This window comes from Saccharopolyspora gloriosae, from assembly GCF_022828475.1.
Classification (GTDB): domain Bacteria; phylum Actinomycetota; class Actinomycetes; order Mycobacteriales; family Pseudonocardiaceae; genus Saccharopolyspora_C; species Saccharopolyspora_C gloriosae_A.
Genome location: NZ_CP059557.1, coordinates 6,165,745 through 6,184,699 on the forward strand (window position 1 = coordinate 6,165,745; position 18,955 = coordinate 6,184,699).

General features: G+C 69.5%; 16 protein-coding genes. 2 read left to right on the forward strand and 14 right to left on the reverse strand.

Annotated elements, in window-relative coordinates; all coding sequences use genetic code 11:
- Positions 1–342 precede the first annotated feature (342 nt).
- The 7 genes from H2Q94_RS27065 to H2Q94_RS27095 all read right to left on the reverse strand — a co-directional run bounded on the left by H2Q94_RS27065 (position 343) and on the right by H2Q94_RS27095 (position 9,082).
- Positions 343–1,344 carry an ABC transporter ATP-binding protein gene (locus H2Q94_RS27065; RefSeq protein WP_243789977.1) on the reverse strand — a complete coding sequence of 334 codons (1,002 nt, stop codon included), beginning with the start codon at positions 1,342–1,344 and terminating at the stop codon, positions 343–345.
- Positions 1,337–2,344 carry an ABC transporter ATP-binding protein gene (locus H2Q94_RS27070; RefSeq protein WP_243789978.1) on the reverse strand — a complete coding sequence of 336 codons (1,008 nt, stop codon included), beginning with the start codon at positions 2,342–2,344 and terminating at the stop codon, positions 1,337–1,339. Before H2Q94_RS27070 ends, H2Q94_RS27065 begins: the two co-directional genes overlap by 8 nt.
- Before the next feature lie 11 nt (positions 2,345–2,355).
- On the reverse strand, positions 2,356–3,312 hold the full coding sequence (locus H2Q94_RS27075) for an ABC transporter permease (RefSeq protein WP_243789979.1): 957 nt from the start codon (positions 3,310–3,312) through the stop codon (positions 2,356–2,358).
- Complete coding sequence (locus tag H2Q94_RS27080; protein WP_243789980.1) at positions 3,305–4,231, reverse strand: ABC transporter permease; 927 nt, start codon at positions 4,229–4,231, stop codon at positions 3,305–3,307. The genes H2Q94_RS27075 and H2Q94_RS27080 overlap by 8 nt, the downstream gene beginning before the upstream one ends.
- Positions 4,232–4,301: 70 nt before the next feature.
- Positions 4,302–5,933, reverse strand: coding sequence for a peptide ABC transporter substrate-binding protein (locus H2Q94_RS27085; RefSeq protein ID WP_243789981.1), 1,632 nt, complete (start codon positions 5,931–5,933; stop codon positions 4,302–4,304).
- A gap of 206 nt (positions 5,934–6,139) precedes the next feature.
- Complete coding sequence (locus H2Q94_RS27090) at positions 6,140–7,093, reverse strand: Ppx/GppA phosphatase family protein (protein WP_243789982.1); 954 nt, start codon at positions 7,091–7,093, stop codon at positions 6,140–6,142.
- 237 nt (positions 7,094–7,330) lie between these two features.
- Positions 7,331–9,082, reverse strand: coding sequence for a lytic transglycosylase domain-containing protein (locus H2Q94_RS27095; RefSeq protein ID WP_243789983.1), 1,752 nt, complete (start codon positions 9,080–9,082; stop codon positions 7,331–7,333).
- A gap of 267 nt (positions 9,083–9,349) precedes the next feature.
- On the opposite strand from H2Q94_RS27095, the gene H2Q94_RS27100 reads away from it, so the two are divergent.
- Positions 9,350–11,032 (forward strand): isovaleryl-CoA dehydrogenase, encoded by a 1,683-nt coding sequence (locus H2Q94_RS27100; RefSeq protein WP_243789984.1) that lies wholly within the window; start codon positions 9,350–9,352, stop codon positions 11,030–11,032.
- Between the two features lie 35 nt (positions 11,033–11,067).
- Here the strand turns inward: H2Q94_RS27100 and H2Q94_RS27105 are convergent, their stop codons facing one another.
- The 3 genes from H2Q94_RS27105 to eno are packed head-to-tail and all read right to left on the reverse strand — an operon-like array spanning position 11,068 to position 13,467.
- Positions 11,068–11,568 carry a DUF501 domain-containing protein gene (locus H2Q94_RS27105; protein WP_243795924.1) on the reverse strand — a complete coding sequence of 167 codons (501 nt, stop codon included), beginning with the start codon at positions 11,566–11,568 and terminating at the stop codon, positions 11,068–11,070.
- A 4-nt stretch (positions 11,569–11,572) separates the two neighbouring features.
- Complete coding sequence (locus H2Q94_RS27110; RefSeq protein WP_243789985.1) at positions 11,573–12,124, reverse strand: FtsB family cell division protein; 552 nt, start codon at positions 12,122–12,124, stop codon at positions 11,573–11,575.
- Positions 12,125–12,180: 56 nt separating this feature from the next.
- The gene (gene eno / locus H2Q94_RS27115) at positions 12,181–13,467 is read right to left on the reverse strand and encodes a phosphopyruvate hydratase (RefSeq protein WP_243789986.1); all 1,287 of its coding nucleotides are present in this window, start codon (positions 13,465–13,467) and stop codon (positions 12,181–12,183) included.
- A gap of 266 nt (positions 13,468–13,733) precedes the next feature.
- On the opposite strand from eno, the gene H2Q94_RS27120 reads away from it, so the two are divergent.
- Positions 13,734–14,111: a tetratricopeptide repeat protein gene (locus H2Q94_RS27120; RefSeq protein ID WP_243789987.1), complete on the forward strand. Its 378-nt coding sequence runs from the start codon at positions 13,734–13,736 to the stop codon at positions 14,109–14,111.
- 143 nt (positions 14,112–14,254) lie between these two features.
- Here H2Q94_RS27120 and H2Q94_RS27125 read toward each other — a convergent pair whose 3' ends face one another.
- The 4 genes from H2Q94_RS27125 to H2Q94_RS27140 form a co-directional block, all read right to left on the reverse strand.
- Positions 14,255–15,070, reverse strand: a complete 816-nt coding sequence (locus H2Q94_RS27125; protein ID WP_243789988.1) for a lytic transglycosylase domain-containing protein — start codon at positions 15,068–15,070, stop codon at positions 14,255–14,257.
- Between the two features lie 514 nt (positions 15,071–15,584).
- Positions 15,585–16,400, reverse strand: a complete 816-nt coding sequence (locus H2Q94_RS27130) for a lytic murein transglycosylase (protein WP_243789989.1) — start codon at positions 16,398–16,400, stop codon at positions 15,585–15,587.
- Positions 16,401–16,687: 287 nt separating this feature from the next.
- Positions 16,688–17,767, reverse strand: a complete 1,080-nt coding sequence (locus H2Q94_RS27135; RefSeq protein WP_243789990.1) for a nucleoside triphosphate pyrophosphohydrolase — start codon at positions 17,765–17,767, stop codon at positions 16,688–16,690.
- A 244-nt stretch (positions 17,768–18,011) separates the two neighbouring features.
- Positions 18,012–18,944, reverse strand: coding sequence for a SurA N-terminal domain-containing protein (locus tag H2Q94_RS27140; protein WP_243789991.1), 933 nt, complete (start codon positions 18,942–18,944; stop codon positions 18,012–18,014).
- Positions 18,945–18,955 lie beyond the last annotated feature (11 nt).

Sequence of the window (18,955 nt, forward strand, 5' to 3'; positions counted from 1 at the left end):
AAGCTGTCCTCGCGAGAGACCAACTGAGAACCCGCTGGTGAGCGGCTTCTTGACGTGGGCTATGTGCTTCGCACATACAGGCACGGCCTCCGGCCGCAAAGCACGGCTTGCTTCGCTGCCGCAAGGCACGGCCTTCGGCCGCAAGGCACGGCTTGCTTCGCTGCCGCAAGGCACGGCCTCCGGCCGCAAAGCACGGCTACGCCGCAAGGCAGGCGGGGCGTTGCCCGCCCTTCGTGGGTTTCGCCGCTGATACGGCACAGATCAAAAACGGGTTCGCGCGGACACCACGCGGCGCCGGGCACGGGGAGCAGTCCCGTGCCCGGTGCCGTTCGTGCCGTGCCGTCAGGACAGGACGTGCGGGTGTTCCTCCGCGAAGTGGCAGGCCGACGGGTGATCGCCCAGCCGGACCTCCAGCTCCGGGGCCTTCTCCGCGCAGATGTCCTGCGCCTTCCAGCAGCGGGTGCGGAACCGGCAGCCCGACGGCGGATTCGCCGGGCTCGGCACGTCACCGGTGAGCCGGATGACTTCGCGCTTGCCGCGCAATGTCGGGTCCGGCACCGGGACCGAGGACAGCAGCGCCTGGGTGTACGGGTGCTGCGGGTGCTCGTAGATCTGCTCGTCGGTGCCGATCTCCACCAGCTTGCCGAGGTACATCACGCCCACCCGGTCCGACAGGTGGCGCACCACGCCGAGGTCGTGCGCGATGAAGACGTACGACAGGCCGAGGTCCTTCTGGAGCTCACCGAGCAGGTTCATCACCTGAGCCTGGATCGAGACGTCGAGCGCGGAGACCGGCTCGTCGCACACGATCACCTTCGGCCGCAGCGCCAGCGCCCGCGCGATGCCGATGCGCTGCCGCTGACCGCCGGAGAACTGGTGCGGGTACCGCTGGATGTGCTCCGGGTTGAGGCCCACCAAGTCCAGCAGTTCCTGCACCTTGCGCCGCCGATCGCCCTTCGGCGCCACCTCGGGGTGGATCTCGAAGGGCTCCCCGACGATGTCGCCGACGGTGCGGCGCGGGTTCAACGAGGTGTACGGGTCCTGCAGCACGATCTGCACGTCGCGACGCAGCTTGCGCAGCTCCGGGCCGTTCATCTTGAACATGTCCCGGCCTTCGAAGCTGGCCGTGCCGCTGGTCGGCTTCTCCAACCGCATCAGCACTTGTGCCAGCGTCGACTTGCCGCAGCCGGACTCGCCGACGATGCCCAGGGTTTCGCCCTTGTTCAGGTCGAACGACACCCCGTCGACGGCCCGCACGTGCCCGACGGTGCGCTGGAACACGACGCCCCGGTTGATCGGGAAGTGCTTGACCAGGTCCCGCACTTCGAGGATCGGCTCACTCACTGGTCATCAGCTCCTCGGCGAAGTGGCAGGCGCTGGTCCGGCCCGAACCCAGCTGGTGCTGCTCGGGCACCTGCTCGCGGCACTGGTCCTGGGCGCGCGGGCAACGCGGGTGGAACGGGCAGCCGCTCGGGATCTTCATCAGGTTCGGCGGCAGGCCCTTGATCGTCTCCAGGTCCTGGCCCTTGAGGTCCAGGCGCGGAATCGACCGCATCAGGCCCTCGGTGTACGGGTGGCCGGGCTGCCTGTAGAGCCCGTATGCGTCCGCGGACTCCACGATGCGACCCGCGTACATCACCACGATCCGGTCCGCGACCTCCGCGACCACGCCCAGGTCGTGGGTGATGAGGATCAGGCCCATCCCGCGGTCCCTGCGCAGCTCGTCGAGCAGGTCCATGATCTGCGCCTGCACCGTCACGTCCAGCGCCGTCGTCGGCTCGTCCGCGATGAGCAGTTGCGGGTCCAGCGCCAGCGACATGGCGATCATCGCGCGCTGCCGCATGCCGCCGGAGAACTGGTGCGGGTACTCCTTCACGCGCTGCTTGGCGTTCGGGATCTTGACCTGGTCCAGCAGCTCCACCGCGCGTGCCGTGGCGTCCTTGCGGGACATGCCACGGCGGGTGCGCAGCTGCTCGGCGATCTGGAAGCCCACCGTGTAAACGGGATTCAGCGCCGAGAGCGCGTCCTGGAAGATCATCGACATCGACTCGCCGCGCAGCTGCCTGCGCCGGTCCTCGGTGGCGGTGAGCAGGTCCTCGCCGTCGTAGCGGATCGCGCCGCCGGTGACGAACCCCGGCGGGGTGTCGAGGATGCCCATCACGGTCTGCGCGGTGACGCTCTTGCCGGAGCCGGATTCGCCCAGCACGGCCAGCGTCTCACCGGCGTTGACGTGGTAGCTCACGCCGTTGAGCACCTTCGCGACGCCGTCGCGGGTGCGGAACTCCACGTGCAGGTCCTCGACGTCGAGCAGCCGTCCGCCTGCGTTGTCGTCCTTGTCGGACACAGCGGTACCTCCTACTTCTGCTTCGGGTCGAGCGCGTCGCGGACGGCGTCACCGAGCATCACGAACGCCAGCACGGTCACCACCAGGAATCCGGCGGGGAACATCAACAGGTGCGGGGCCACGGAGATGTAGTCCCGGGAGTCCGCGATCATCACGCCCCAGGACACCACCGGAGACCGCAGGCCGAGCCCGAGGAACGACAACGTCGCCTCGGCTCCGATGAAACCTCCCAGCGCGATGGTCGCGTACACCAGCACCGGAGCCAGGCAGTTCGGCAGCATGTGCCGGAAGATGATCCGCGCCGGGCTCGCACCGAGCGCCCGCGCGGCCTTCACGTAGTCCTGCTCGCGTGCCGAGATCGCCGCCGAACGCATGATCCGCATCGCGATCGGCCACGACAGCACGGAGATCGACAGGATCACCAGCGTGATGATGCGCACCGGGTTCGGAATGCCCGTGGCGGGGTTCAGCGTGGTCAGGATGACGATGGCGCCCAGCACGAACGGCAGGCCGAGGAAGATCTCGGCGAACCGGGACAGCAGGTTGTCCAGCCAGCCGCCCAGGTAGCCGCCGATCAGCCCGAAGATCGACCCGATCAGCACGGTCGCGACCGTCGCGAGCACGCCCACGATGATCGAGGCGCGCGCCCCGTAGATGGCCCGCGCGTAGATGTCGCGTCCCTGCGTGTCGTAGCCGAACCACGCCTCGGACGAAGGCAGGTCGCGCGCCTTGGACAGCGCACCCTGATTGGGGTCGAGCGAGGTGAACAGTTGCGGGAAGGCCGCCATCACCAGCAACACCAGGATGATCGCGGAGGCCACGATGAACATCGGTCGCCTGCGCAGGTCCAGCCATGCGTCGCCCCAGAGCCCGCGGGGCTTCTCGGGCGTGGTCGCGGCCGGCTCGGCCTTCGCGGAGTCGTCGGTCAACTGCGTGGTGGTCGCGGTGGAGACAGTCGGTTCAGGCATATCGAATCCTCGGGTCCAGCACTGCGTAGAGCAGGTCGACCAACAGGTTCATCAACAGGTACACCAGCACCAGCAACGTCACGATGCCCGTGACCGTGGTGCCTTCCTTGGTGATCACCGCGTCGTAGATCAGGCCGCCGATGCCGCGGATGTTGAAGATGCCTTCGGTGACGATCGCACCGCCCATCAGCGCGCCCAGATCGGTGCCCAGGAACGTGATCACCGGGATCATGGAGTTGCGCAGCAGGTGCACGCCCACGACCCGGCGCGGGTGGAGACCCTTGGCGGTGGCGGTGCGCACGTAGTCGGCGCGCTTGTTCTCCATCATCGACGTGCGCATCAGCCGCGACACGTACGCCATCGACAGGCTGCCCAGCACGAATCCGGGAACGATCAGCTCACCCCAAGTGGCCTGCGAGCTGACGCTGGGCCGGATGATCCCCCATTCGGTGCCCAGCAGGACCTGCAGCACGAAGCCGGTCACGAACACCGGAAGCGAGATCAGGAACAGCGTGGACATGAACACCAGGCTGTCGAGGAAACCGCGTCCGCGCAGGCCGGCGAGAATGCCCGCGCCGATGCCGATCACGGCTTCGATGATCAGCGCGATGATCGCCAACCGGATGGTGATCGGGTAGGCGTTCGCGACGAGCTGGTTGACCGCCAGCCCCGAGTACGTGTCCCCGAAGTCGCCTTGCAGCAGCTGCCACAGGTACTTGAAGTACTGCACGTAGACGGGGTCGTTGAGGTTGTACTTCTCGGTCATCTCCGCGATGTAGGCGGGCGGGCACGGCCGATCGCCACAACGCCCCGCGAACGGATCACCTGGAAGCGCCCACACCAGGCAGTAGATGATGAAAGTGGTCCCGATGAACACCGGGATGAGCTGCAGCAACCGCCGCAGTACGTAGCGCCCCACGCCGAACCTCCTCTAGGACGCAGGCGGGTCCGGTCCGCGATTCGCGGACCGGACCCGCAGCAGTGTGGGATCAGGGGTTGAGCTTGACCAGTTCCACGTCGAGCTTCCGGTCGAAGCTGACGTGCACGTCGCTGATCCGGTCCGAGTAGCCGGACTGGGCCTTCTGGTTCCACAGCGGGATCGAAGGCATGTCCTTGGCCAGGATGTTCTCCGCCTCGCGGTAGAGCCGCAGGCTCTCCTCCTCGGTCGGAGCCTGATCGGCCCGGCTCATCGCCGCGTCGAACTCGGGGCTGGAGTAGCGCATGTAGTTCGACGAAGCACCGGTGCGGTAGACCTTGCCCAGGAAGGTCTCGGCCGCCGGGTAGTCACCGAGCCAGCCGAACCGGAACGGGCCGGTGTGCGCGTTCTCGTCGTGCATCTTCAGGAACTCGGCGAACGTCGGCACCGGGTTGAACGCGCACTGCACACCGAGGTTGGTGTTGAGCTGGTTGCAGATCGCTTCGACCCACTCCTTGTGCCCGCCGTCGGAGTTGGAGGTGATCGTCAGCGGACCGGGGAAGCCGCCCGCTTCGTCGAGCAGCTTCTTGGCTTCCTGCGGGTTGTACTCGCAGTACTGGCCGCAGCCACCGGACTCGTAACCCTTGATCGGGCCGCTGGGCACCCAGCCGGTCGCGGGCAGGTAGGAGCCCTCGAAGACGGTGTCGGTGATCTGCTTGCGGTCGATCGCCATCGACAGCGCGTGGCGGACGCGCGGGTCCTTGAGCTTCGGGTCGTACATGGGGAGCTGAAGCGCGTTGTTGCTCAGCACCTCCTTGTCCACGACCCGGTCCTGCAGATCGGTGCGCCACTTGTCGCCGACCAGCGCGGACGGCGGGACCTGGTCGACGAAGTCCAGGTTGCCCGAGACCAAGTCCTGGTAGGCGGTCTCCAGCTCGTTGTAGATGCGGAACTCGACGCCGCGGATCTGCGGCTTGTTCTGCCCCGCGTACTGGTCGTTGGCGACCAGCTTGATGTCGGTGTTCGGCTGCCGGGACTCGAACTTGAACGGCCCGTTGCCGATCGGGTGCTCCTCGAACGCCTTCGGGTCGGCGAAGAAGCTCTCCGGCATCGGTGAGAAGGCCGGGTAGCCGAGCATCGTCGGCCAGGTGGCGAACGGCGCGTCCAAGGTGACCGAGATGGTGTTGTCGTCCACGGCGCGCAGCCCGGACATCTCCTGGGCGGTCGGCTCCGGCGCCTCCTGCGGACCGGTGTCCCCGTCCGGGTCGGGCGGGCTGACCTGGTCGTATCCCTCGACCTGCTCGAAGAAGGAGGTCGTGGACTGGCCGTTGGGCGCGTAGGCGGCGTAGTTCCAGGCCTTCACGAAGCTGTTCGCGGTGACCGGACTTCCGTCGTGGAAGGTCCAGCCCGGCTTCAGCTTGATGGTGAAGACCTTGTTGTCCTGGGTGTCGATCGACTCGGCGACCTCGTTGTACGGCTCGCTGGTCTCCGGTTCGTAGCCGACCAGCCCGGTGAACATCGCGTCGACGACGTTGCCTCCGCCGGTCTCGGTGGTGTTGGCGGGAACCAGCGGGTTCTCGGGCTCCGTGGAGTTGACCGAGATGAAGCCCTCCTCGGTCGCACTGCCCCCGCCGCCGCAACCGCTGGCGAGCAGCCCGACCGCCAGCGGGACCGCCACACAGGCGGTCAAACGTCGCTTACGCATCAATACCCTCCCACTTCCACCCCTGCCCCGAGGACGATTCTTGGGGGCATCGCGCACGACGGAGTTGTTCACCGTCGCGATAGACGAGCGTAAACATATGTGAGAAACCCTCACCTGCGTTGCTCTGTCACAAATCTGTCACTTTCTGGTTCGATCCAGAAACCACGCTATCCACAGCCCGGAGGCGGGCGACCACACTGTGAGAACTAGCTGATAGACAGCGCGATTCCGTCGAGGATGTCGTGCTCTGAGACGGCGATCGCGCGGATCCCGGCGCGTTCGGCCAGCTCATCGGCGATGACCTTGACGACGAGCGCTCCGCCGCTGATCACGTCGACTCTCCCCGGATGCATGGAACCGATCGCGGCACGTTCTTCATGAGTCATCGTCAACAGCTCCGAAGTCGTTTCTTCGAGCTGTTTCTGGGATAAACGGGAAAGGTGAATTGCGACTGGATCGTAATCGGGCAAGTTCTGTGCTATTGCGGACAGCGTGGTGACGGTCCCGGCCACTCCGACCCAGGTTCGGGCACCCGAGGCGTCGACCGCCGCGAACGCCTCGTCCAAGATTCCGCGGGCCACCCGCTCGGCCTCGGCGACGTCCTGTTCGGACGGCGGATCGGTGTGCAGGCAGCGTTCGGTGAGCCGCACGCAGCCGATGTCGGCGGAGTGGGCGGCCGCGATCTCGGCCCGCGCCCCGTCCCAGCTGCCCACGACCAGCTCGGTCGAGCCGCCGCCCACGTCGGTGACCACGAACGGGCCGTCGGACGGGTCGAAGTCGCCCACCGCGCCGATGAACGACAGCCGCGCCTCATCATCGCCGGTGATCACCTCGGCGTCCACGCCGAGCGTGTCCCGGACCATCGAGAAGAAGTCCTCGCGGTTCGCCGCGTCGCGAGTGGCGGAGGTGGCGACCATCCGGACCCGCTCCACGCCCTTGCGCCGCGTGATCGCGGCGTAGTCGACGAGCGCCGCGCGGGTGCGCTCCAGCGCTTCCTCGTTGAGCTTGCCGGTCGCGTCCACGCCCTGGCCGAGCCGCACCACGCGCATTTCGCGGTGCACGTCGCGCAGGTCGTGAACACCGTCGAAGCTCGTGGTCACGTCTGCCACCAGCAGCCGGATCGAGTTCGTTCCGCAGTCGATCGCGGCCACCCGGGACATGGGTACTCCTTGCTCTGGTCCGTGCTTCCGGGCCGGCACGCCGACCCGTTCCTCGATCGGCGACCACGCTAGCGGCTGCCCCGAATCGATGTACGCGGACTCACCGATGGCGTGTCGGCCCCACCGGCCTGCAAGATCGTCATCGACCAGGGCGAACGTCGGCGACTCCTGCGCGGGCGGGTTTCTCAGCCCCGGCGGCGCGACTCCGGGGCGAGCTTCGATCACCTGATCGGATGATCACGAGGCGGGCTTGAACTCCGCGGGAACCTCGCAGGGCTCAAGCGGGCCGGATGCCGCGGACTCCACGAACACGACCTCGCCGGGCACCGCCGCGTGCGGATCGGTGGTCCCGGGTTCCAGCCGGGCGCCCGCGGATTCGGCTTGCTCGCGGGGAACGAACCGGCCCTCGTCGAGGTCGGTCGCCGCGCACCGGGACGGCACCGGCGAACCGGTCTCCGACGTCGTCGGAGTGCTCGGCTCGGTCGAAGTCGCGCCATGGCCCGACGGCTCTGGAGCCGGACTCACCGAGGACGCCGGCGGTTCCGAAGCGGTCGGAGTGCCGGCCGGTTCCGAGCTCGGCGCCGCCTCGGACGGGGGCTTCGCGGAGTCCGTCGAAGCGGGCGGAACCGGCTGTGATCCGGACGATTCGGGCTGCTGCGACCCCGGCGGCGTCGTGGCCGAACCTGACGGCTCCGGCGCGCTCGACGACGGCGGCGCTTCGGAAGCCGGCGGTCCGGACTGCGGCGGAACGCTGGTCGACGGCGGAGCATCGGACGCGGGCGGAGCGTCCGAGGACGGCGGCCGTTCAGCGGACGATGTTCCCTCGTGCGCGGGCTGCTGGCTCGACGAGACGTCCGGGGCCTCCGATCCGGGCGGCAGCGCCGGGTCCGCGTCCGGAGGCGGCGCGACCTCGGACCCTGCGGCCTCCGGCGGACGCACCGCATCCGCACCGGGCACCGGTTCGTCGTTCACCGATCCACCCGAAGCCCCGGGCCACGTGGGGCGCACATCTCCCGCCGGTTCCGGCGGCGCCGCCGCGGGCGACGGCGGCGTCAACGCCGACGCTCCCGAATCGAAGTCCTCCGGCGAGGCGGCCACCGGCTCCTCCGGGCGCGCGGCGGGCAACCGGCTGCCCGCCAGCACGTCGCGATCGTCGACCTCCGGCAGCGGCTCCACCGGCAGCGGGAACGCGCCGCCCGCGTAGGCGTCCGCCCAGCGCAGCACCGTGCGCACGTAGTCGTCGGAGTGGTTGTAGCGGAACACCGCCTCGGCGAGCGCGCGCGGCTCCCGCAGGTCGGCGTCGCCGTCGCAGAGGTACGCGCCCGAGGTGGCCGCCGCGTCGTGCACGTTGTGCGGGCTGAGCTCGCCGTCGTCGTTGCCGTCGATGGCGTACTTGTTCCAGGTGGCCGGGATGAACTGCATGGCACCGACGGCGCGGTCCCACACGGGGTCGCCGTCCAAGCTGCCGCCGTCGGTGTCCGGAATGGCCGCGACGCCGGGACCACCGCTGAGCCGCGGCCCGAGGATCGCCGCGGCGGTGGTGCCGTTGACGTCGATGTTCCCGCCGCGGGCGTGCCCGGATTCGATGCGGCCGATGGAGGCGAGCACCGACCAGTGCACCCTGCAGCCGGGGTGGGATCCGGCGAGCCGATCGGCCGCGCCGACGTAGGCGGCCATCATCGGTTCCGGGATGTCCAGGCGTCCACGCGGCGCGTCGTCCGGCGGGCCGGGCATCCGCTGCGGTCGTCCGACGAGGTCGAGCAGGTGCTCGCCGGGTTCTTCGGTCTGCGGAAGATGCCCGCTCGCGCCGTAGAGGCCGCCGCCGTCCGGAGAGGACTCGGCGCGGCCGTCGCGCACGGTGGGCGGCGGCAGTGAGAGCAAGGTGCTGGATGCGGCTACGAGGAGCAGCGTGGGGGTGAGCGCGGTCGCCGCGCGCCACCTGCGCCGATTTCGGCGACGAGCGGTGGGACGGGTGCTGCGAACTGCCACGGTTCCTCCAGTGCCCCCACGAGATCGTCCGCACTCGGGCATCGCCCCAGCGTTGGATCCGTCACCACCGTGGCACGAAGCGACGCGTTACGACTCTCGCGCTCACTCCATCGGGTGGCATTAATAGCAGGTTCGATCATGCGCTGTGATCGATCCTGAATGATCGAGCTACTTGGATCACGATGGAGCGGATCTCCGCTCGGGCGCTCATCGCCCGCGAGATCACGCGGCTACTCCTCGGTAGTCATCTGCCCTACGCTGCTCCGCATGATGCTCAGCGGCGAGCCTCGCTCCAGCAGCCCCGGCACCGTGGACCCGGACACCGGACGCTGGTCCACCCACCGCGTGACGAACCAACCGCCTCCCCTGGACGACTTCGACCCGCTGGCCTGCGACCCGGCGCTGCACGACGCGATCACCCGCTACGCCGGGGCCGAAGCGCTCGCCGGACTGCGCCTGCTCGCCGCCGAATCCGGGTCGGCCACCGTCCGCGAGCACGGCCGCGCCGCCAACGACAACCCGCCCGTGCTGCGCACCCACGACCGCTACGGCAATCGCGCCGACGAGGTCGACTTCCACCCGTCCTGGCACCGGCTGATGGAACGCGCCGTCCACCACGGCCTGCACGCCGCCCCGTGGGCGCCCGACGCCGGCCCCGGCGCGCACGCCCGCCGCGCCGCCGGTTTCTACCTCTGGTCGCAGGCCGAGGCCGGGCACGGCTGTCCGATCTCGATGACCTTCGCCGCCGTCCCCGCGCTGCGACACTCCCCGACGCTGGCCCAGCAGTACGAACCGGGACTGCGCTCCACGACCTACGACTTCGGGTTGCGGCCCGCCGCGAACAAGGCCGGGCTGCTGGCAGGCATGTCGATGACGGAGAAGCAGGGCGGCTCCGACGTCCGCGCCAACAGCACTGCGGCCGAACCGCTCGCCGACGGCACCTACCGGCTCACCGGGCACAAGTGGTTCACCTCAGCGCCGATGAACGACCTGTTCCTCACCTTGGCGCACACCGCGGGAGGGCTGAGCTGCTTCGTGCTCCCCCGCGTGCTGCCCGATGGCAGGCGCAACGAGATCCGGCTGCAACGGCTCAAGGACAAGCTCGGCAACAAGTCCAACGCCTCCGCCGAACTCGAATACACCGGCGCGCTCGGACACCTCGTCGGCGAAGAGGGCCGCGGGGTGCGCTGCATCATCGAGATGGTGTCGATGACGCGGCTGGACTGCGTGCTCGGTTCGGCGGCGAACATGCGGATCGCGCTGTCCGAAGCCGCCCACCACGCCCGGCACCGCAGCGCGTTCGGCGCACCGTTGGCCGACGCGCCGCTGATGCGGGCGGTGCTGACCGACCTGGCGCTGGAGTCGGAAGCGGCGACGACACTGGCGTTGCGGCTCGCGGCTGCGGTCGACGGGCAGGCCGACCCGGCCGAGCGCGCACTGCTGCGGTTGGCGCTGCCCGCCGCGAAGTTCCACGTGTGCAAGCGCGCCTCGACCGCGGTCGCCGAAGCGCTGGAATGCCTCGGCGGCAACGGTTACGTCGAGGAATCAGGGCTGCCGCGGCTCTACCGGGAAGCGCCGCTGATGTCGATCTGGGAGGGCTCCGGCAACGTCACCTCGCTGGACGTGCTGCGCGCACTGGAGAAGCAGCCCGAATCGGCGGCGGCGCTGCTCACCGAGCTCGACTCGGCTCGGGGCTGCGACGCCCGTTACGACGAGGCGCTGGTGCGGCTGCGCGCGGAACTCGCCGCGCCGAGCCCCGTGCGCGCCCGGCGGCTGGCCGAGCTGATCGCGTTGACCTTGCAGGCCGCGCTGCTGCTCAAGCACGCTCCGAACGCGGTCGCGGACGCCTTCGTGGCGACCCGGCTGGTGCCGGACACCGGGCGTTCGTTCGGCACCATTCCGGACGGTCTCGGTGTCAGCCTGCTCGACCGGATCACGCCGGCGACCTGATCACGCGTCGTGCGCCGTCATGGCCGCTGTGGCGTTCACCGACCGAGATCGGTGCCGGGCTGCTTCTCCGGCCAGCGGCTCTCGATGATCTCCAGCGCCTCGTCGCCGAACGGGTTCACGCCCGGCCCCTTGGCCAGCGAATGCGCCACGTGGACGTGCAGGCACTTCACCCGGTCCGGCATGCCGCCCGCGGTGACCTGGGTGCCCAGGGACTCGATCGCGTCCCGTTCCGCCAGGTAGGAGTCGTGCGCCTCGCGGTAGCGCCGCGCCAGCTCCGGGTCCTCGGCGAGCCGGTCCTGCATTTCCCGCATCAGGCCTTCTGCCTCCAGCGTGGAGCAGTGGCCCGTCAACCTCGGCGAGGTCAAGTAGTACAAGGTCGGGAACGGAGTGCCGTCCTCCAGCCGCGGGTTGGTCTGCACGACGGCGGGCTCCCCCGCCGCGTCGCGCGCCGCGACCGCGCGCAGACCGCGCGGCGGCCTGCCCAGCTGGCGGGCGATGCTGTCCCGGTCGCTCGCGGCGACCGTCGAAGTGTTGATCACGTCAGTTCCCTGTCAGCGACTTCCACAGATCCGAATACCAGGCATCCTCGTCCTCCGGCGCCGGAGTCGCGGGCGGCGTCGTCGGCCTGCCGGGCAGTTCCACGATGTACGGCGTCTCGCCGGGCCGGACGTAACCCAGCCGCGAGCGGGCCTCCGTTTCCACCCGCTCCGGGTCGGAAAGCTGCTCCTTGCGCATTTCCAGTTCCCGCACCTGCTGGGTGAGCTCGGCGTGGTGCTGCTCCTTCGCGGCCAGTTCGCCGCGCTGGCTCAAGTAGGTGCGCAGCGGCACGGACACGCTCAGCGCCATCGCGCACAGCAACAGCGCCAGCAGCGCCGCGCGCCTGGTCGACGACAGCTTGAACGCGCCCGCCGTCTCCGAGCGGGACTTGTTCTTCGGCCGCGGCCGGGACCCCGTTTGGGCTCCCGGCCGCGTCCCGGACCGCTTCGCAGGGGTCTGCGCATCCGAACGACGCTTCGCGCCGTTCCCGCGCGTCGAGGAGGTCGTGCCTCCCCGACGGCGCTGCTGTCGATCAGAAGATCGCCCGCTCGGCATCGTCCGCACCTGTCGTCGTGGTCACCCGGCCGTTACGACCGCTGGTGACCAGGATGTCACGCCTCCGGGTTGAGCCGCGGGAACGCCAGCTCACCCGCGTAGCGGGCGGCGTCCCCGAGCGCTTCCTCGATGCGCAGCAGCTGGTTGTACTTCGCGACCCGCTCGCTGCGCGCCGGGGCACCGGTCTTGATCTGGCCGCAGCCGGTGGCCACCGCGAGGTCCGCGATCGTGGTGTCCTCGGTCTCGCCGGAACGGTGGCTCATCATGCTCTTGTAACCGCAGGAGTTGGCCAGGTTGACCGCGTCCAGCGTCTCCGAGAGCGTGCCGATCTGGTTGACCTTGACCAGCAGCGCGTTGCCCGCACGGCGGTTGATGCCCTCTTCGAGGCGCTCCGGGTTGGTGACGAACAGGTCGTCGCCGACCAGCTGGACTCGCTCGCCGAGCTCGTTGGTCAGCTGCACCCAGCCGTCCCAGTCGTCCTCGCCCAGCGGGTCCTCGATGGACACCAGCGGGTAGTTGTCGAGCAGCTCGGTGTAGTAGCCGGTCATCTGCTCGGCGCTGCGCTTGGCCTTCTCGAAGGTGTAGGCGCCGTCGCTGAAGAACTCGGTGGCGGCCACGTCGAGCGCCAGCACGATGTCGCTGCCCAGCTTGAACCCGGCCTTGTCCACGGCCACGGCGATGAGGTCCAGCGCTTCGCGGTTGTTCGGCAGGTCCGGGGCGAAACCGCCCTCGTCGCCCAGGCCGGTGGGCAGGCCCTTGGCCTTGAGCACCGACTTCAGCGCGTGGTAGGTCTCCGCGCCCCAGCGCAGCGCGTCGGAGAAGGAGTCCGCACCCACCGGGGCGATCATGAATTCCTGCACGTCCACACCGGTGTCGGCGTGTGCGCCACCGTTGAGGATGTTCATCATCGGGACCGGCAGCACGTGCGCGTTCGGGCCGCCGACGTAGCGGAACAGTTCCAGGCCCGCCGAGTCCGCGGCCGCCTTCGCGACGGCCAGCGAGGCGCCGAGGATCGCGTTGGCGCCCAGCCGGGACTTGCCGGGGGTGCCGTCGAGGTCGACGAGCTTCTGGTCCACCACGCGCTGCTCTGTCGCGTCGACCCCGGCCAGCTCCGGGCCGATCTCGTCCAGGACCGCTTCCACGGCCTTCTCCACGCCCTTGCCGCCGTAGCGCTCGGCGTCGCCGTCCCGCAGTTCGACCGCCTCGTGCTCACCGGTGGAGGCGCCCGAGGGGACCGCGGCGCGGGCCAGCGTGCCGTCTTCCAGTGCCACTTCGACCTCGACGGTGGGGTTACCGCGCGAGTCCAGGATCTCGCGGGCGCCGACCTGCTCGATGATCGCCACGTGTGCTCCTAACCAGGGTTTGAGGTATGGGCGGCCCGCCCGCCTCGCCGTTGGACGCACGAGCGGGCGCCGAACGCCCGACGACCGACCATGAGCCTATCGGTGGCCTCCAGGGCGACGCGGCCGAGTTGGTGTGTCGTGCGCCCCGTTGATCAGGATCGATCAGGTCGCCACGGGGCGTGATCACCACATGCTGAGATGATGGTCGATAACATCCGCTCGGACGTCGAGGAACACCGGGGGCGGCACGTACCGTTGTCCGGGTCATGAGCAGCGAAGGCACTGTTGAAGCGTTCCGCCGGGCGGAGAGCCTGGTAGCCCAGCGCCGCCCCTGGGAAGCTCTCCGCGCCCTGCAACCCGTACTCGACATCGCCGAGGACAAGCCCTCCGTGCAGCTGCTGCTCGGCAGGGCTTACCTGTTCTCCGCCCAGTTCCGCCGGGCCGAGACCGCGTTCCTGCGGGTGATCGAACTCGACCCGTCCGATCATTACGCCCGGCTGATCCTCGGCCGCACGTTGCAGCGGCAGGGCAGGCTCGAGGAGGCCCGCAGCCAGCTGAAGATGGCGACGGCGATGAACCCGGCCCCCGCGTACCAGGAGGCGCTGGGCGAGATCAACGCCAGGCTCGCCACCCGCAACACCTGACGAAGGCTCCCGCACCACCCCGGCAACCTGGAGTGAACGTCTCCTTTGCCGGTCGGAGCGGCCGAAGGGGCCATTCACTCCAGCGCTCCACCAGTCCCCTTCGACCGGTGGGAGCGGGTGGAGGATTCATCTGGCTCTGCGGTTCACTCGCGGCGGCTTGCGGCTCGCGAGTAGCTTTCGGCGATCGCGTAGACTTTCTGGCCGTATTCGACGGAGTTGTTGTACGACATCACCGCGCCCCACCAGCCGTCGCCGGTGGTCAGGTCTCGCCCGCTGGAGCACAGGTAGCGTCCGGCGGCCATCGCCGCGTCGTCGAGGTTCTGCGGGTCGCCGAGTCCGTCGCCGTTGCCGTCGGTGGCCCACTTGCGCCAGGTCGACGGGATGAACTGCATCGGTCCCACCGCGCGATCGTGGGTGGTGTCGCCGTCGAGCGCACCGCCGTCGGTGTCGCCGATGGCCCGCACGCCGGGGGTGCCGTCCAGCGGCACCCCGATGATCGGCTGCGAGGGCCGCGCGTCGTCTCCCAGCACCCGTTTCCCGTAGCGCCCGTGGTTGGACTCGATGCGGCCAAGCCCGGCGATGGTCGCCCAGGAGATCCGGCAGTCCGGGTTGTACTGGCGCATCGCCAAGTCCGCGTTGACGTAGGAGAGCAACGCGCGGGACGGCACATCGACCACGGAGGCGACTTGGTCGGCCCATTCCCGTACGGGGTCGGCGCCTGCGGGAGCGGACTGCTGGACGGGTTCCTGCACCAGTGGCGCGGCGGATCCCGGCAAGACCGGTGCCGGTTCCACGACCTGTTCCGGCGGCGGCCCTGCCACGGGCGCGGCCGCCGGACGCGTCAGGGTCGCGGCCAGCGCGACACCGGCTCCCATCGCGGCGACGAGGGCCAGCGCAACGGCCAGCCGCCCGACGGCGGCGGCTACGCCACGCAGCCGGGATGCGGTGGGGTCGGTCACGCGATCAGGTTACTTGGCGGTATCCAGCAGAACTAGGAGCGCGCACAAATCGACCAACCCCAGAAGACGACCTTCACGAGGAGTAACCCACCCCCCACCCGAAGGACTCAAGACATGCAGCCAGCGGCGAAGCCCGCAAAGGGCGCGCAAAGCCCCACCTGCCTTACGGCGAAGCCATGCCTTATGGCGAAGCCATGCCTTATGGCGAAGCCATGCCCTGCGGCGAAGCCATGCCTCGTGGCGAAGCCATGCCTCGTGGCGAAGCCATGCCTCGTGGCGAAGCCATGCCCTGCGGCGAAGCCATGCCTCGTGGCGAAGCCGTGCCTGTATGTGCGAAGCACATAGCCCACGTCAAGAAAACGACCACCCGCGGGTTCTCAGCTGTCTTCTCGCGAGGACAGCTTTTCCCTCGTGGCGGAGCCACTAGGGAAAAAGATCCCGCAGCGAGAAGACAGCTGAGGTTCCGCCACCCGGACACCCAAGCAAAAAGACCGGTCAGCCGACCAACACACTGTTAACGGCCGCCCTCGGCTCCTAGTGTGCGGCTGGTTTTGCCGTAGTGGTCTGCGTAGTTCAGCACGTCTTGGCCGTAGTCGTGGCTTTCGTTGTAGTCGAGCAGCGCGACCCAGAACCGGTCCGGGTCGTTCATGTCTCCTCCGACGGTGCACAGGTACTGCGCCGCGGCCAGCGCCGCGTCGTCGATGTCGTGCGGGTCGGCCACGCCGTCGCCGTCCGCGTCGGAGGCCCACCTTTCCCATGTCGTGGGGATGAATTGCAACGGCCCGATGGCGCGGTCGAACACGGGGTCGCCGTCCAGCAGTCCGCCGTCGGTGTCTTCGATGCGCTTCACGCCGTGGCTGCCGTCCAGCGGCAGTCCGATGATGGGGATGCTCGGCCTGCCCGTCTCGTCCAGGCGGGCTCCGTTGAAGCGGCCGTGGCTGGATTCGATGGCGCCGATGCCGGCGAGGGTCGTCCAACCGAGCCCGCAGCCCGGGTGACTGGTCTCCGCCGCGCGGGCCGCGTAGCCGTAGGCCTGTAAGGCGGCTCGGGGAATGTTGAGCTCATCGGACATCGACTCGGACCAGGCTTCCAGCTGCAGCTGCGGCCGTTCCGTGGTCGGCAGTGGCGGCGTTCCGGCTGGCAGGACCGTCAGCGGCGACGGGGCGACACCGCCGTCCGGGGGCGCCACTGCGGTCGGCGGCTCGGCTTGCACGCTCGGCTGGTTCTGCTGGCGAGTGGTCGGTTCCGGGGCGCACGAGACGAGCAGCGCGATCATCGGTACCACTCCGGCGAGCCGCCACGGTCTGCGCGTGCTCAGTTGCTGCGACACGAATGCCCTCCCTCTCCCACTCCAGTGTGCACATGTCAGGTCGTGCTCAGTGGCGAACTGGACTTTTCACCCGCTCGCGAGCCGGGCGCCTTCCAGGACGACGATCTCGCCGGCGTTCCGGCACGCCGCACGCACAGGGCCACCCATCTGTCCACTGTGGATACCTTGAAGAGATACCCGCAGGTGGCGAACTACTCGACCCCGGAAGCCCGACTTCGAACCGGATCCGCGGACGCCGGCGCCGGTCCACCGCGAACCAACATGGCAGGTATCCGACCCGATCCGTCTCACTCACCGGCGGCGGCGTTCCAGTACCGACTCCACTGCGCGGGGGTGAGCCCGTGCGGGTCCTGCCCGTCCCGCCGCGCGACGGCCTCGGCTTCGCGGACCCGACCGGCGAAGGCGAGCGCGGCGGCGCGCAGATCGTCTTCCGGATCGCCTCCCGCGAGCCTGGCGCGGGCGACGAGGCCGAACAAGGCCGCACCGGGCGACTCCCCGACCGCGACCAACTCCTGGGGCACTCCGGCGCGCGCCGCACGCTGCACCAGCTTGGCGGCCAGCGCGGCGGCGGGCTGGCCGGTCGCGACACCGTCCACAATGGACTCCCGCTGCTTTTCCCGTTGCTTGAGCTCATCCCAGCGCAGCTGCTGGGACTCCGCGTCGTGCACGGACTCGACCTCGGTAAACACGTGCGGATGCCGGGACACGAGCTTGCCCACCAGGTCGGCGGCCACCTCATCCACGCCGAACGGATCAGTGGCGTCCTCGGCCGCGATCCGGGCGTGGAACAGCACTTGCAGCAGCACGTCACCCAGTTCTTCGCGCAGTGACGGGCGATCCCGCTGGTCGATCGCGTCGAGCAGCTCGTAGGTCTCCTCCACCAGGTAGCGGCGCAACGAGTCGTGGTCCTGCTCCGCATCCCACGGGCAGCCGCCCGGCGAGCGCAACCGGTCCATCACCGTCACGGCGTCCAACAGCTCGACGCCCACCGGCGGATGCGAAGCGAGCAGCTCCGCACCGGCCGCGCGCAACGCCTGCGCCTGCCGCGAGTGCAGGTCCGGCGCGATCAGGGCCACCGGTTCCCGCGCGGCCTGGGCCAGCAGCACGTCCACCGCAGGCACCGCAGGCTCGTCGAGCGCCGCGACCGTCGCGGCCGAGAGTCCCGGCACGACGTAGGCGGCGGTGGCCCGGCGCAGCACGGGCACCGCCGCCGCCGGGATCACGTCCCCGAGGCGGTCGTCCACGACGACCACCGCCGACCCCGGGACCACCGATCCGGAAGGAGAATCCGCGCTCGCTCCCGGCGTCCCGGACCGGACGCTGGGACGGTCGCCGGTCAGGTGATCCGCCGAACGTGCTGTGTGCATGGTGCGATTGTCGCAACCACGAATCTCGCTCTCGCCGCAACGCTTGATCCATGGCGCCGAGCCTGCCTTCGGCGCCCCGGCACACCCCGCCCGACACACCGGCGCGTCACTCCGTACGGGTGATCTTCGATGTTCGGCGACGACGGCGCGGAATTCAGGCCGGCCGCCCGAATTCCGGCCGGGACGACTTCAGGAACCGACGCGGCGAGCCGGGCGCAGAGGCTCCGCTACCCGGTTCTTCCTGCTAGGACCGCTCCACGGCGGGGAAAACGAAGCCGATCGTCTCGTCCTTGTTCGGGGCCGCCGACATCGCGAGCTGGTCCCAGGCGCCATAACGCGGGCTCAACTCGACACCGACCCGCTGGGCGGTCACCCGCAGCAGCTGATCGCCGAAGGACTGCATCCGCATCTCGTCGCCGCCCGCCGGGCTCGGCGCGGGCGGCGGCGGAGCGACGTCGCGCCGCTTGATCCGCACCACCGTCCACTGCCCGGACTGCGGCTGCAGCTCGAAGGCCATCGTGGTCCCCGGCCGCGCGCCGAACAACGGAGTTCCCGCAGCCAGATCGGGCACTTCCGCGGAACGCAGCCGCTGATCGGTCGCCGCGCCCTGCCCGGCCTGCTGATCGGCGGTGACCACGGCTGCGGACTCCGCATCGCCGCGCGCCATCCGCCGCGCCTTCTGCTCAGCGTCCTCACGGGTCGTGGCGGAAGTGACGTCGTAGGTGACGGAGAGCCGGTCGATGTACCGGCGCCCGAGCTCGGCCGTCAGCAACCGGCTGCGCACCACGTCGGCCATGTCGTCGGCGGTGTAGATCTGGCCGGCGCTGGCCTTCTCCGCGCCACCGGCCGCGTCGATCACCTCGCGGACCCGCCGTTCGTCCACCCGCAGGCCCTCGTCCTCGGCTACCTGGTCCACCAGCGCACGCCGGGTCAGGTCGCCGGCGAGCCTGCGGCCGAATTCGCCGAGCTGGTCCTGCTCTTCGAGCTGCGCCTTGGCTTCCGGCTCCTTGTCCAGGACGGCGCGGTACCGGCTCTGCACCTCGCTGACCGGGATGCGCGCGTCCCCCACCAGCGCCGCGGCGCCGGCGCGGCCGGGCTCGAAACCACAACCGGCGAGCAGCGCACAGGAGAGCGCGACCAGCGCGAACGGACGAAGGCGGGCGATGACGGAGCTCACAGCCGTCACCC

What these genes read in the sequence shown, in the direction of transcription:
- H2Q94_RS27100 (WP_243789984.1), top strand. Translation starts at nt 9,350, where the DNA reads ATGATGCTCAGCGGCGAGCCTCGCTCCAGCAGCCCCGGCACCGTGGAC.
- H2Q94_RS27110 (WP_243789985.1), bottom strand. Translation starts at nt 12,124, where the DNA reads ATGCCGAGCGGGCGATCTTCTGATCGACAGCAGCGCCGTCGGGGAGGC.
- H2Q94_RS27120 (WP_243789987.1), top strand. Translation starts at nt 13,734, where the DNA reads ATGAGCAGCGAAGGCACTGTTGAAGCGTTCCGCCGGGCGGAGAGCCTG.
- H2Q94_RS27085 (WP_243789981.1), bottom strand. Translation starts at nt 5,933, where the DNA reads ATGCGTAAGCGACGTTTGACCGCCTGTGTGGCGGTCCCGCTGGCGGTC.
- H2Q94_RS27090 (WP_243789982.1), bottom strand. Translation starts at nt 7,093, where the DNA reads ATGTCCCGGGTGGCCGCGATCGACTGCGGAACGAACTCGATCCGGCTG.
- H2Q94_RS27135 (WP_243789990.1), bottom strand. Translation starts at nt 17,767, where the DNA reads ATGCACACAGCACGTTCGGCGGATCACCTGACCGGCGACCGTCCCAGC.
- H2Q94_RS27075 (WP_243789979.1), bottom strand. Translation starts at nt 3,312, where the DNA reads ATGCCTGAACCGACTGTCTCCACCGCGACCACCACGCAGTTGACCGAC.